The organism is Staphylococcus sp. Mo2-1 (genome assembly GCF_046721385.1).
GTDB lineage: Bacteria > Bacillota > Bacilli > Staphylococcales > Staphylococcaceae > Staphylococcus > Staphylococcus equorum_A.
Window position 1 is genome coordinate 2774244 of the sequence record NZ_JBEUUK010000001.1, and the last position, 12943, is coordinate 2787186.

16 protein-coding genes, 2 pseudogenes and 1 riboswitch are annotated in these 12943 nt (G+C 31.5%); of the genes and pseudogenes, 11 read left to right on the forward strand and 7 right to left on the reverse strand.

Annotated elements, in window-relative coordinates:
- Nucleotides 1-136: 136 nt before the first annotated feature.
- The gene (locus tag ABLV95_RS14105) at nucleotides 137-550 is read right to left on the reverse strand and encodes a general stress protein (RefSeq protein WP_460872292.1); all 414 of its coding nucleotides are present in this window, start codon (nucleotides 548-550) and stop codon (nucleotides 137-139) included.
- 227 nt (nucleotides 551-777) lie between these two features.
- A riboswitch (purine riboswitch) is annotated at nucleotides 778-880 on the forward strand.
- Nucleotides 881-1130: 250 nt separating this feature from the next.
- Between ABLV95_RS14105 and xpt the strand changes: the two genes are divergently transcribed.
- The 6 genes and pseudogenes from xpt to ABLV95_RS14135 all read left to right on the forward strand — a co-directional run bounded on the left by xpt (nucleotide 1131) and on the right by ABLV95_RS14135 (nucleotide 9171).
- Complete coding sequence (xpt, locus tag ABLV95_RS14110; RefSeq protein ID WP_069816693.1) at nucleotides 1131-1712, forward strand: xanthine phosphoribosyltransferase; 582 nt, start codon at nucleotides 1131-1133, stop codon at nucleotides 1710-1712.
- Nucleotides 1709-2977 carry a xanthine permease PbuX gene (gene pbuX / locus ABLV95_RS14115; protein ID WP_460876023.1) on the forward strand — a complete coding sequence of 423 codons (1269 nt, stop codon included), beginning with the start codon at nucleotides 1709-1711 and terminating at the stop codon, nucleotides 2975-2977. The genes xpt and pbuX overlap by 4 nt, the downstream gene beginning before the upstream one ends.
- Before the next feature lie 35 nt (nucleotides 2978-3012).
- A pseudogene (gene guaB, locus ABLV95_RS14120) lies at nucleotides 3013-4481 on the forward strand (IMP dehydrogenase).
- 21 nt (nucleotides 4482-4502) lie between these two features.
- Complete coding sequence (gene guaA / locus ABLV95_RS14125; RefSeq protein WP_069816699.1) at nucleotides 4503-6044, forward strand: glutamine-hydrolyzing GMP synthase; 1542 nt, start codon at nucleotides 4503-4505, stop codon at nucleotides 6042-6044.
- Nucleotides 6045-6505: 461 nt separating this feature from the next.
- Nucleotides 6506-8542, forward strand: coding sequence for a DUF1430 domain-containing protein (locus tag ABLV95_RS14130; RefSeq protein ID WP_427705554.1), 2037 nt, complete (start codon nucleotides 6506-6508; stop codon nucleotides 8540-8542).
- A complete protein-coding gene (locus ABLV95_RS14135) occupies nucleotides 8539-9171 on the forward strand; it encodes an ATP-binding cassette domain-containing protein (protein ID WP_069816704.1) in 633 nt (210 codons plus the stop codon). The genes ABLV95_RS14130 and ABLV95_RS14135 overlap by 4 nt, the downstream gene beginning before the upstream one ends.
- Nucleotides 9172-9468: 297 nt before the next feature.
- Here ABLV95_RS14135 and ABLV95_RS14140 read toward each other — a convergent pair.
- The 6 genes and pseudogenes from ABLV95_RS14140 to ABLV95_RS14165 all read right to left on the reverse strand — a co-directional run.
- Nucleotides 9469-9676 (reverse strand): annotated as a pseudogene (locus ABLV95_RS14140) (hypothetical protein); the annotation flags it as partial.
- Nucleotides 9677-9774: 98 nt separating this feature from the next.
- Entirely contained in the window at nucleotides 9775-9921 is a 147-nt protein-coding gene (locus tag ABLV95_RS14145; protein ID WP_176723016.1) for a hypothetical protein, read from the reverse strand.
- Nucleotides 9918-10166, reverse strand: a complete 249-nt coding sequence (locus tag ABLV95_RS14150; protein ID WP_069816707.1) for a hypothetical protein — start codon at nucleotides 10164-10166, stop codon at nucleotides 9918-9920. The genes ABLV95_RS14145 and ABLV95_RS14150 overlap by 4 nt, the downstream gene beginning before the upstream one ends.
- A gap of 27 nt (nucleotides 10167-10193) precedes the next feature.
- On the reverse strand, nucleotides 10194-10352 hold the full coding sequence (locus ABLV95_RS14155; RefSeq protein WP_256092387.1) for a hypothetical protein: 159 nt from the start codon (nucleotides 10350-10352) through the stop codon (nucleotides 10194-10196).
- Nucleotides 10353-10407: 55 nt separating this feature from the next.
- A complete protein-coding gene (locus ABLV95_RS14160; RefSeq protein WP_176723017.1) occupies nucleotides 10408-10578 on the reverse strand; it encodes a hypothetical protein in 171 nt (56 codons plus the stop codon).
- A gap of 42 nt (nucleotides 10579-10620) precedes the next feature.
- Nucleotides 10621-10959 (reverse strand): hypothetical protein, encoded by a 339-nt coding sequence (locus tag ABLV95_RS14165; protein ID WP_069816709.1) that lies wholly within the window; start codon nucleotides 10957-10959, stop codon nucleotides 10621-10623.
- Nucleotides 10960-11105: 146 nt separating this feature from the next.
- Here ABLV95_RS14165 and ABLV95_RS14170 point away from each other — a divergent pair, with 146 nt between their 5' ends.
- From ABLV95_RS14170 to cspD, 5 genes are all read left to right on the forward strand, one after another.
- Nucleotides 11106-11300 (forward strand): hypothetical protein, encoded by a 195-nt coding sequence (locus ABLV95_RS14170; protein WP_069816711.1) that lies wholly within the window; start codon nucleotides 11106-11108, stop codon nucleotides 11298-11300.
- Nucleotides 11301-11334: 34 nt separating this feature from the next.
- Nucleotides 11335-11535 carry a hypothetical protein gene (locus tag ABLV95_RS14175; protein WP_460876026.1) on the forward strand — a complete coding sequence of 67 codons (201 nt, stop codon included), beginning with the start codon at nucleotides 11335-11337 and terminating at the stop codon, nucleotides 11533-11535.
- 132 nt (nucleotides 11536-11667) lie between these two features.
- Nucleotides 11668-12051, forward strand: coding sequence for a phosphate-starvation-inducible PsiE family protein (locus tag ABLV95_RS14180; protein ID WP_256092389.1), 384 nt, complete (start codon nucleotides 11668-11670; stop codon nucleotides 12049-12051).
- 69 nt (nucleotides 12052-12120) lie between these two features.
- Nucleotides 12121-12279 carry a hypothetical protein gene (locus ABLV95_RS14185; protein ID WP_176721514.1) on the forward strand — a complete coding sequence of 53 codons (159 nt, stop codon included), beginning with the start codon at nucleotides 12121-12123 and terminating at the stop codon, nucleotides 12277-12279.
- Between the two features lie 368 nt (nucleotides 12280-12647).
- Nucleotides 12648-12848, forward strand: coding sequence for a cold-shock protein CspD (cspD, locus tag ABLV95_RS14190; RefSeq protein WP_460872297.1), 201 nt, complete (start codon nucleotides 12648-12650; stop codon nucleotides 12846-12848).
- Nucleotides 12849-12943: the final 95 nt, after the last annotated feature.

The following is a 12943-nucleotide window of genomic DNA, read 5'->3' on the forward strand; positions in this document are numbered from 1 at the left end:
GGGACAGAAATCAAATTTTGATTTCGTATTCCCGCCCCCACTAAGTTGACTAAATATCTAGTCAACTACTGTGCAGTCTCTAAATTAATAAATGCAATTATGTTTCAGACTCAAAATGATTATAGTAAGTGCATCTTTACGATTTTGGGCCGTTTGATTCTTCGGCATAATGATGCCCAACAACTGATTCATCTTCATAAGCGGCATTTGTTTTTTCTACTTCTTCATGTGAAGAGGTATCTCTCGCGACTACGATAATGTATTTATCGTTTAGTATTTCCTTTTTATAATGTTCTTTTTCATCATCTGTAATATCATAGTGAGATAAGACAACTTCTTCACCGTCTTCACCAGTCATAATCTTAGCGACTTTATCACTAAATGATCCGCTTGTTGCTATTAAACTCACTTCGGAATTATGTAATTCATCAATATGGAGTTTTGTTCTAGATAAAACGGATAGCTCTGATTCATCGTATCCTTCAGAAACTTTTTCTTTAACTTTTTGTAATAATTCTTCTTCATTTTGTACAATTGTAAAATCTGTCATGTAAAATCCCTCCAGCCATTGTTTTAATGATTATTAAGTATTTACCCAGTTCACATATAGATAAAACGAATACAACTTTATTATATAACGGAATGATAACTCTGACAAACATCATTTTATCGCCATAGAAAACGTTTACAAATTCGAGAAAAAAGTAATAAAAAGGTCGTTGTGAAGCGCTTACTTGTAATATGTGTATTGAAAATAAAGCTAAAATTTGCTATCATCAGTTAATAATTTATCTAACTCATATAATCTAAAGGATAAGGCTTTAGAAGTTTCTACCATGTCGCCATTAACGATATGACTATGGGTAACCAATACAATACATAAGTAATTCGAATTCATATGTTTTAAATCGTAAGAAGACGTACACGTTTTAGAACACTTATCGCTACTGTTGTCACAAATCTAACCTTTTTACATATAATTTGGGAAATGAATGTGAAACAACCAACTTGGGCAACATGAGTTATAAGTTGAAGAAGGGCTTCTTCTCGTATTGCAAGTTCACTCATAGATCCTGAAACTAAGTTAGTTTAGGACTTTTTTTGTACACAAAATGAGGAGGTTTTTTCGAGTGGATTTGTTGAAACAGAAAGTAGAAGCAGATGGTGTCGTTATTGATGAGAAGATTTTGAAAGTGGACGGATTTTTAAATCATCAAATCGATGCAAGGTTAATGTACGATGTAGGACAAACGTTTTATGAGCAGTTTAAGGACGAAGGTATTACTAAAATATTAACAATAGAGGCTTCAGGTATTGCACCAGCTATCATGGCTGCAATGCACTTTGATGTACCGTGTCTATTTGCGAAAAAAGCAATGCCGAGTACGTTAAAGAAAGATGTATATCAAGCAGATATCCATTCATTCACAAAAAACACGACAAGTACGGTCATTGTTTCAAATGAATTTTTAGGTGAGCATGATCGCGTATTAATCATAGATGACTTTTTAGCGAACGGCGATGCATCACTTGGTTTAAACGAAATTGTAGAAAAAGCGCATGCAACTACGGTCGGTGTTGGCATTGTAGTAGAGAAAAGCTTCCAACCCGGAAGAGAGCGATTAGAACAAGCAGGTCTTACAGTTTCATCACTATGTAAAGTTGCTTCTTTAAGTGGAAACAAAGTAACGTTTCTAGGGGACGAAGCATGAAGACCTTTTTCTTAAGCTTACAACATTTATTGGCAATGTATGCAGGAGCCATCCTAGTTCCTATTATCGTTGGAACAAGTTTAGACTTCTCTCCAGAAGAAATTGCATTCTTAGTTACAGTAGATATTTTTATGTGTGGTGTAGCTACATTTTTACAAGTTTGGAAAGGTACTGGTACAGGATTACCTATTGTATTGGGGTGTACATTCACTGCAGTAGCACCGATGATTTTGATTGGTCAGACAAAAGGTATTGGTGACTTATATGGTTCACTATTTTTATCAGGTATCTTAGTTGTTGTTATTGCGCCATTCTTTTCGCATTTAGTGAAGTTATTCCCACCTGTTGTAACAGGTAGTGTCGTTACGATAATAGGGATTAACCTAATGCCAGTTGCAATGAATTATTTAGTCGGCGGAGAAGACGCAAAAGATTATGGTGATGCTACGAATATTATGCTTGGTGCGACGACGTTAATTATTATTTTGATAGTTCAACGATTTACATCAGGTTTTCTAAAATCTATTGCTATTTTAATAGGATTGGTTGCAGGGACGATTTTAGCTTCGATATTTGGTATTGTAGATGTGAAGCAAGTTGGAACAGCGCATTGGTTTGCGTTACCACAACCATTTAGGTTTTCAACTTTCAGCTTTGACTTAGGTGCGACGCTTGTATTTTTCATTGTTGCATTAGTCAGCTTGATAGAATCAACAGGTGTGTATCATGCATTAAGTGAGATTACAGGTAAGAAACTAGAACGTAAAGATTTCCGTAAAGGCTATACTGCAGAAGGTATTGCGATTATATTAGGGTCAATTTTTAACGCCTTCCCATATACAGCGTATTCTCAAAATGTTGGGTTAGTATCGTTATCAGGTGCTAAAAAGAACAATGTGATATATGGCATGGTTATATTATTGATTATTTGCGGATGTATTCCTAAATTAGGTGCATTGGCGAATATGATCCCACTTCCAGTATTAGGTGGTGCCATGATAGCTATGTTTGGCATGGTTATGGCATATGGTGTTAGTATATTAGGTAATATTAATTTTAAGAATCAAAACAATTTGTTAGTAATTGCTGTATCAGTTGGGCTAGGAACGGGTATAAGTGCAGTACCTCAAGCATTTGAAGCATTAGGTGAACAGTTTGCATGGTTAACTCAAAATGGTATTGTACTTGGCGCGATTTCAGCAATTATTTTGAATTTCTTTTTTAATGGTATAAAGAGTCAACAAAATACGGAAGTTATGAAATAATAACTATAAAACAAATAATAGGAGGCTGTACCAGTATGTGGGAAAATAAATTTGAAAAAGAATCTTTAACTTTTGACGATGTGTTATTGTTACCAAGCAGAATCAGATGTTTTACCGAAAGAAGTAGATTTAAGTGTTCAATTATCAGAAGGCGTTAAATTGAACATTCCTGTGATTTCAGCGGGTATGGACACAGTAACTGAATCGAAAATGGCGATTTCAATGGCTAGACAAGGTGGACTTGGTGTAATCCATAAAAACATGAACATTGAAGATCAAGCAGACGAAGTTCAAAAAGTAAAACGCTCTGAAAATGGTGTTATTTCAAATCCATTTTTCTTAACACCTGAAGAAAGTGTTTTTGAAGCGGAAGCATTAATGGGTAAATATCGTATCTCAGGCGTACCAATTGTTAACAGTAAACAAGATAGACAATTTGTAGGTATTATTACAAACCGTGATTTACGTTTTATTGAAGATTTTTCAATTAAAATCTCTGATGTGATGACTAAAGATGGACTTGTTACAGCACCTGTTGGTACAACATTAGACGAAGCTGAAAAATTATTACAAAAACATAAAATCGAAAAACTACCTCTAGTAAAAGAAGGGCGTTTAGAAGGTTTAATCACAATTAAAGATATTGAAAAAGTACTTGAATTCCCATATTCAGCTAAAGATGCACACGGTAGATTATTAGTTGGTGCGGCAATTGGTATTGCTAAAGACACAGACATCCGTGCTAAAAAATTAGTTGAAGCCGGTGTAGATGCGTTAGTTATAGACACAGCGCATGGCCATTCTAAAGGCGTATTAGACCAAGTTGCACATATTAAAGAGCAATTCCCACAAGTAACATTAATCGCTGGTAACGTAGCTACTACTGCAGGTACAAAGGCGTTATATGATGCAGGTGCAGATGTAGTTAAAGTAGGTATTGGCCCAGGTTCAATTTGTACAACACGTGTTGTAGCAGGTGTTGGTGTACCTCAAATTACAGCTATCTATGATTGTGCTACAGAAGCACGTAGACAAGGCAAATCAATTATTGCTGATGGCGGTATTAAATTCTCTGGTGACATCATCAAAGCATTAGTCTGCTGGTGGACATGCGGTAATGTTAGGAAGCTTACTCGCTGGTACTGAAGAAAGCCCTGGCGCAACAGAAGTATTCCAAGGTAGACAATATAAAGTATACAGAGGCATGGGTTCATTAGGTGCTATGGAAAGTGGTTCAAATGACCGTTATTTCCAAGAGGACAAAACACCTAAGAAATTCGTTCCAGAAGGTATTGAAGGCCGTATTGCTTATAAAGGTTCATTACAAGATACAATTTATCAACTTATGGGTGGCGTAAGATCTGGTATGGGTTATACTGGTTCAAGAAACTTAGAAGCACTAAGAGAAGAAGCACAGTTTACACGTATGGGACCTGCTGGACTAGCAGAAAGTCACCCACATGATGTTCAAATTACAAAAGAATCACCAAATTATTCATTCTAAGTCAAAGGAGATTTAAAAGTTATGGAAATGGCGAAAGAGCAAGAGCTCATACTTGTTTTAGACTTTGGTAGCCAATACAACCAATTAATTACACGTCGTATTCGTGAAATGGGAGTGTACAGTGAATTACACGACCATGAAATGAGTATGGATGAAATTAAAAGTTTGAACCCTAAAGGTATTATCCTTTCTGGTGGACCAAATTCAGTTTACGAAGAAGATTCATTTACAATTGATCCAGAAATATATAATTTAGGTATTCCTATTTTAGGTATTTGCTATGGTATGCAACTTACAACTAAATTATTAGGTGGAAAAGTTGAGCGCGCTAATGAACGCGAATACGGTAAAGCAGTTATTAATGCTAAAACGGATGAATTATTCTTTGGTTTACCAGAAGAACAAAATGTTTGGATGAGTCATTCGGACAAAGTAATTGAAATTCCTGAAGGCTTTGAAGTCATTGCAGATAGCCCAAGCACACGTTATGCAGCTATCGAAGATAAAGAACGCCGCATTTATGGCGTGCAATTCCACCCAGAAGTACGTCATACAGAATTCGGTAACGATTTATTACGTAACTTTGTACGTCGCGTCTGTGATTGTACAGGCGAATGGTCAATGGAAAACTTTATCGATATTGAAATTGAAAAAATCCGCAACCTCGTTGGCGATCGTAAAGTCCTTTCTGCAATGAGTGGTGGGGTAGATTCATCAGTAGTTTCAGTATTACTACACAAAGCAATCGGTGACCAATTAACATGTATCTTCGTAGACCATGGTCTTTTACGTAAAGGTGAAGGCGACATGGTAATGGAACAATTTGGTGAAGGTTTCAATATGAACATTATTCGTGTGGATGCACAAGAACGTTTCATGAGTAAACTAAAAGGTGTATCTGACCCAGAACAAAAACGTAAAATCATTGGTAATGAATTCATCTATGTATTTGATGACGAATCATCTAAGTTAGAAGGCGTAGACTTCCTAGCTCAAGGTACATTGTATACAGATGTTATTGAATCAGGTACGAAGACTGCACAAACAATTAAATCACACCATAACGTTGGTGGATTACCAGAAGATATGGATTTCCAATTAATCGAACCAATCAATACATTGTTTAAAGACGAAGTACGTGAATTAGGTATCGAATTAGGAATTCCAGAGCATTTAGTATGGAGACAACCGTTCCCAGGTCCTGGACTTGGTATTCGTGTGCTTGGCGAAATCACAGAAGATAAACTAGAAATTGTACGTGAATCTGACGCGATTTTAAGACAAGTTGTACGTGAAGAAGGTCTTGAACGTGAGATTTGGCAATACTTCACGGTATTACCAGGCATCCAATCTGTAGGTGTTATGGGAGACTACCGCACGTATGATCACACAGTAGGCATCCGTGCTGTAACTTCTATTGATGGCATGACAAGTGACTTCGCACGCATTGACTGGGAAGTCTTACAAAAGATTTCAAGTCGTATTGTAAACGAAGTAGACCACGTCAACCGCGTCGTCTATGACATTACATCTAAGCCACCAAGCACAATCGAGTGGGAATAATAGTATAGAATGATGCCCCCTTAGGCCATAGGCTTAAGGGGGTGTTTTTTATTTTAAATAAAGTGCTAGAAATATTTCTTCATAATAATTCCTATGCTACTAATATCTTAAAAATTTTAAGGTATTAGTAGCATATTTTTAATTGAACTTCTTTTTATCTCCATCTAATATAAAGAAAATTTAATCTTAGGCAATAAAAAATAAATAAACATAAAGATTTGTAGATATTTTCTAAGGGATAAGTATAATTTAAGTTAAATATAGAGAAATGTGTAACTTAGAATGCGACCTAAATTATGAATGAAGGGTGGACTAAAATGGAAAAAACCGGGGGATTTTTCATATGGCAGAATAGTGAAAACTTTATATGGTAATAAAGTATATTATGATCACAAATAATAATGTTTAGCCCACTAAGATTATTATTCTTAGTGGGCTTTCTTTATAAGGAGATAGATGTTGTGAAAAGGATTTTAATAATATTAGCAGTAGTGATTTCACTCACTTTAAATTTTATTATTATCGACACTTATAAGTCACTTTCTTTTTATAATACTGTAGCAAAAGGAAATGAGAAAATAGAGTTTTTATTCACTCAAGAAAAGAAAAAGTATACTGACGAAGCGTTAGAGTATTTCAATAAACTGTCAAAAAAATACAACACTAAAATTACAAAAGTCACATACATAAATAATGATGAAATCGTTATAAATACTAATGATGAAAAATTGAAAGCTATGGCAAACACCAATAATAAGATGATGATATTTGATAGTAAGTTACATATTAAAATATATGCTCTAGAAGATACAAAATTATCAGAGAATGGCACTTATTATTTGTCAGGTAGTAAAAATAATACTGAAAAAGTTAAAAATTTGATAGAAAAAAATGTAGGTCATATCGAAGAAATGGATAATAGTAGTGAAGTTTACTTAAAAATAGACCAATTTAGTTTAACCCTATGTTCACTTTTAATTTTGATATATATGACAGTGTTACATCATTATTTAAACAATAATAAAATTAACTATAAAATATTATATGATTTAGGATATGTAAGATATAGAATCATCTTGGCTATTATTAAATCATTTAGAACACAGATGCTCTACTATATTCTCCTTAATATATTACTTACACTATTGATGTATATATTAATTTATAAAGATTTTCAGTTGTTAAATGTGATAGGTATTATTTTATTAACTACTTTAATCATACTATTACTGTCTTTAATAATTATAGTAATAATCACTTATATATTTGGAAAGGATTTTGCTAAAAATAAAAAGCATAGTAATAAATTAATTATGATGTACACCTATATGCTATTAACAATTGTAATAGTTGTATTTTTAGTGCTATCTACTCAAAGTTTAATTAATAATTATAGCGAATATCAAAGACAAAAACTTTCTTGTGAACACTGGACACAAGCCGAGAACACCTATAAAACCAACGTTATGGATAGAGGTCAGCTGAAAAATAGAAAGTTAGATATAGAAGTTAATAAGAAGTTTAAAAATTACTATAACAGTAACGAGAATAAAGGGTTTATTATTGATACTATTAAATTTCTTGAGGTTGATGGAGAGCCATTATATGTAAGTGGTGAAATAGAAAATTATAATATCGATCCAGCTGGCAAAACAATTACGATAGACCAACGATTTTTGAAAGACCATCCACAATATACTCAGGAAAATAAAAATGTATTAACTAAAATGATATATAAAGATAATACGCAGAATATCATAGTTCCAGTAAAGTATAAAAGCTATGAAAGTGAAATTAAAGACAATTTCAAAGATGAGTTCACTTTCAGAAAAAATTTATTTAAATATAAAGGAGAAGCAAATGAAAGTTTAGATGTAAATATTATTTGGACGAAAAATAATTCCTCTTACTTTACCTATGACGCTCAAATAGGAGGAGAAAAAAATACCATTATAGATCCTATTGCAATAGTTGAAAGTGGAAAAACACATGAAGAAAATTTTGAACCATATTTTTCTCAATCTTATATGTTTAAGAGTATGTTAGATCATCCATATAAAACAATAGAATCGGGATTGAAAAAATATAAATTAGATAACTATATTCCTACAGTAAGTTCGGTGTTCGATTCTAAAATAGAATTTATAAATGAACTGAAATCAAAAATGTATAAATATACTTTTTTATCGGGATTAACAGCATTAATTTATATGATAGTAAGTATCACTTTTATAAACCTTTATTTTAAATCGTATCAATATGTTATTTTTCTTAAACGAAATTTAGGCTATAGTTATTTTGAAATTCACAAATGGGTTTTATTCTTTTTGTGCTTGGTTAATTTCTTTATAGGCCTATTCCTTAGTAAAGGCTTAAATCAAATAGCAATACTATTTTATATAATTTTACTTATAGTTCACTCTACTGTGATAATGCATTCATTTAAAAAGTTGAATAAAGAAAATATAAATCAAGTATTGAAGGGGAAAAAAGAATGATAAAACTTAATCATATTAATAAATCTTTTGATGGAAAAGTAATTTTCGAAAAATTTAGCGTCGTTATTGAATCAGGAGACTTTGTAATCATTAGAGGAGCAAGTGGTAAAGGGAAATCAAGCTTATTAAATATTATTGGATTACTTGAAGCTCCAGACTCAGGAGAAGTATTATACAACGGCGTTGTAGTGAAAAATGAAAAAACGAAATTAATCTATAAGCGTAAAGATATATCATACGTTTATCAAAATTATGGTCTGCTTGAAAATGAGACAATCCTTAAAAATCTCACTTTGCCATTAAATGTTTCGAAAAAAGAGATAACTAAATTAAAAAGTGTAATGAAAAAAGTTGGTTTGCAAGATCTATCTTTAAAAACGAAAATTTACACATGTAGCGGCGGTGAACAACAAAGAATTGCTATCGCAAGAGCAATATTAAAAGAACCGAAATTAATTATTGCGGACGAACCTACAGGTAATTTGGATAGAGATAACAGTGATAATGTAATAAATATATTTAAAGCGTTAAATAAGCAAGGCATAACTATAATAATGGCGACACATGATAGCAATTATTTTGGTGTTGGAAATAAAATCATAAATTTAGACTTATCAACATCATGCTAATCGAAGCGTGCTTGAGTAATTTGATCACTATTAAGCGAGAGACATAAATCAGTTTAAAACTAATTGTGGGCATAGTTCTCGCTTGTTTTGGTGCATATTTAGCATTAAAGAAAAAAGGGATTGCCTGATTTAGATAATTCCAAAAGCAACAAAAGGGCGACTGTTATTAGAGTCGCCCTTTTAAAGTAAAAGTGTTTTGATTTATTTTTGATTTTTAAAATACATTAACGTTATGACTATAGAGTATACAAATAGGAATATTATGATAAACATCGCCATAGTAAAACCTCATTTCTTTCATCTACAAATATAGTTTGTCGCGCCTATACACCCTAATGAAGTAATTAAGCCACATATTGTTGCCATGCCAAAGGGTAATACCTAAAGTAATAGCAACAGTCCAACAGCCTCTAGCACCACCACTTCCACAATGTGCTCCTACTATCCATTCAAACCAACCTCGTTCTTTGTGAGGTAAATTTTTATAAGAGTCAGTTTCAATTTCCTTGTAAATTAATGAAGTGGTTACCGTTATGTTTTATAAATGTTTTTCTTGTATTAATCATAGTACCCGGTTTGTCTTCATCAACGAAAATACCATCATTAATCACTCCTACTCTTTTTCTCAAATCCACAAAATATACATATGAAAAAGGCAACAAATACTGATGGTACAAATAGTGATACTACTAAAAGTGGTGTAGACATGAGTAAATAGTTATAATCATATTTATATTTACCAAAATTCATACATATCTTCCATTTTGTTTATTCTGCTTGTTTTGTTTTTTATAATTCATGTAGGCATTAATATCTAACGTTAACAATGATGTGAAAAATATTAATGCGATTATAGATGTAACTATATAAGCTGTATTATCTTTAGTTATTATGGTGTATATTGCAAATACAATGAAAATTAAAGGTACCGGAAAAGGTTTTAAAAATATCGTCCTAACATCCTTAGTATTTGATTGAGAATCGCTATATTTCATGAAATTCCTCCTGTGTAATTGGTAGTATTATTTCTCATAATTTTCTATAGTAGTGCCATCTTTCTTAACATGTTTACTGTTAGCGCTTAGTAATAATATCGTATTACAAACAAAGACAATTGCTAATACGATTAAAGCTGTTGATTCACCTATATTCGTGAAATCTAATATGGATAGGATAATCAAAATGTTAATTGTCCTGTATATACAATGCATTGCTCATTTTAATTTCTGATAATTTTTATAAATTAGAAACTTTCGTTTTACTATAAAGTATGCCGACGCCAAAGCCGCTATAACCTATTTGATAATCGAATTTAATAATCTCAATATATGGATTTTCTGTTAAAAATTCATTCACCTTTTTATTTAATCCTTTTTCTGTCATTGCAGTAAAATTTATGAATTTCATAATTGTATCAATCCTTTTTTTATTTTATGTATTCTTATTTTATTACTCGCCAGTAGAGTATTTTTTCCTAACACCTAAATAATTTACGACAATTAATATAAAAGTTGCAGCTAAAAATATAATTTCAGGATAGTTCATGAAAAGGCTGCCTTTGGTATCCCAAAAACCAAAAAGTCGAAATATAAGTATGAGTACTAAAATATAAACTAGCCAAACGCAAGTTCTAGCTAAAATTTCAATGAATATTTTCTTTTGTCTTTTGTCATATCGGCTATTATTCTTGTTATTATCCACAACTTCACTTGGTAAATACTTGCCTGTTATCACAGTCCAAATTGATGAAAATATCAAAATAGCAATGAAGAATAAAAGTAATTTCAAAATAGGATCTCCTTATTAATTAATCAACAATATAAGTATAATCCATTTTGTATTGCTTTTAAATATATTATCAATAAAATATACATGACAAAAAAATTTTATGTTAGTGTATTGTTAAAAGAATTAAACACCAAGGAGATGTATTGATGAAGAAAGAAGAGAATCTAGACACGGGTTTTATGATTTCTAGTATTATAAATATCTTTCTTGTATTAATCATAGCTTTTGGTTCATCTTCATTAAGTATGCCATTATTAATTATATTAGTAATAATCACCATTCTAAATGCAGGTTACCTCGTTTATAAAGCTATGAACATAAGAAAAAAACACAATAATTAAGCTTACATATAATTATAAAAAGGGAGATATATCTATGATTATCACAATCTTAATTATAGTTTTGTTCGTTAATTTGCTAGAAGCATTGTATTTATTAACAAAGTGCCGGCATTTAAAGAAAAATAATGCGCCAGATAAAGAATATAAAAAAATGATTGATAAAGTAGCACCAATATTGAGTTGGACAATGATTATTTCGGTAATATTGTTAGTGGGTACATTTATAGTTGCTTAGCCGAATTATAAATTTTATTTATAAGGTTTTATATGATGTATTTTAAGATATAAATGTTAAAATAGACGTCCTCATACAAGTGTTTGTATGAGGACATTCTCAAGTTAAGGAGATTTATTAATATTGAACAAAGTGATAGATTATTTCACTAAAGCACTTTATTTTTGTTTAAACCTCTGTATTGCAATATTAGGAGTTATATTAGTCGTATTTTTATTTCAAGAATGTTGGGGTATGATTTATACCTTTATAGAAAATAAAACGGTGAAGTATAATTATGTCGTAGAGAAAATGTTGATTGCTTTCATGCATATCGAATTCATACTGTTAATCATACAATATTTCAGAAAGAATTATCATTTCTCATTACAATTTTTTATTTACGTAGGAATTACGGCAGTGATTCGATTTATTATTGTAGAGCATTATAATGCAATTGAAACATTGCTTCTTGCAGTGACAATTGGTGTATTAATATTTTGTTTACACTTATTGAAACGCTATTCATTAGATTAAAAATTACGACGCAGATTTTGTGACTGAAATACTAATATGCATTTAGAATGCCAAAAGGGAGTTTTATAATTGATAAAGAAGGTAAAAAGTACGTTAAGTAAATATGTAAAAAACGGTAAATTAGAGCAAGGCTTGTATAAAATAAGTGATAAACTTAAAAAGAAAACTGGAAAAGATTATTCAAAATATGTTAGTAAAATAATGGACCAATTACGTAAAAGAGTATAATAAAGTCTGAAAATAGAGTCATTTGAAACAATGGAGCACACTTAATAGCGTGTCTTCATTGTTTTTTGTAGTGAATCTATTTTCTAAACAGCGATGTGATGAGTGATCATATTAATGAGAGGCATAGTGTACGCAGGTTTAATTGAAAATAAAATGAGTCGAGCAACACAATATATTCGTATCAAAGATTAAAAATTAAAATTAAATTAGAAATAGGGGTGTACAAAATGAGTATAACTCGTTATAATAGGTATTAAGTAATTTAGTTCGTGAAATTGATTTGTAGTTTTATTCTTTTGAATTTACTCCTTTTGATTTTTTAAGACAGATTACAAATATTAGTGCAAAAGCACATGGAGGAATTTAATATGAATAACGGTACAGTTAAATGGTTTAATGCAGAAAAAGGTTTTGGTTTCATCGAGGTTGAAGGTGGAAACGACGTATTCGTACACTTCTCAGCAATCACTCAAGAAGGCTACAAATCATTAGAAGAAGGCCAAGCTGTTGAATTCGAAATCGTTGAAGGCGACCGCGGTCCTCAAGCGACTAACGTTGTTAAATTATAATAACGGCTAAAAGACGAGTATAACTCGTCTTTTTTTTATGGCTAAATTTAAATTTCAAAATGAATAATGAAAGTATCAACATAAAATCCCTTAAT

What these genes read in the sequence shown, in the direction of transcription:
- ABLV95_RS14105 (WP_460872292.1), bottom strand. Translation starts at nt 550, where the DNA reads ATGACAGATTTTACAATTGTACAAAATGAAGAAGAATTATTACAAAAA.
- pbuX (WP_460876023.1), top strand. Translation starts at nt 1,709, where the DNA reads ATGAAGACCTTTTTCTTAAGCTTACAACATTTATTGGCAATGTATGCA.
- guaA (WP_069816699.1), top strand. Translation starts at nt 4,503, where the DNA reads ATGGAAATGGCGAAAGAGCAAGAGCTCATACTTGTTTTAGACTTTGGT.
- ABLV95_RS14135 (WP_069816704.1), top strand. Translation starts at nt 8,539, where the DNA reads ATGATAAAACTTAATCATATTAATAAATCTTTTGATGGAAAAGTAATT.
- ABLV95_RS14145 (WP_176723016.1), bottom strand. Translation starts at nt 9,921, where the DNA reads ATGAATTTTGGTAAATATAAATATGATTATAACTATTTACTCATGTCT.
- ABLV95_RS14150 (WP_069816707.1), bottom strand. Translation starts at nt 10,166, where the DNA reads ATGAAATATAGCGATTCTCAATCAAATACTAAGGATGTTAGGACGATA.
- ABLV95_RS14160 (WP_176723017.1), bottom strand. Translation starts at nt 10,578, where the DNA reads ATGAAATTCATAAATTTTACTGCAATGACAGAAAAAGGATTAAATAAA.
- ABLV95_RS14170 (WP_069816711.1), top strand. Translation starts at nt 11,106, where the DNA reads ATGAAGAAAGAAGAGAATCTAGACACGGGTTTTATGATTTCTAGTATT.
- ABLV95_RS14175 (WP_460876026.1), top strand. Translation starts at nt 11,335, where the DNA reads ATGATTATCACAATCTTAATTATAGTTTTGTTCGTTAATTTGCTAGAA.
- cspD (WP_460872297.1), top strand. Translation starts at nt 12,648, where the DNA reads ATGAATAACGGTACAGTTAAATGGTTTAATGCAGAAAAAGGTTTTGGT.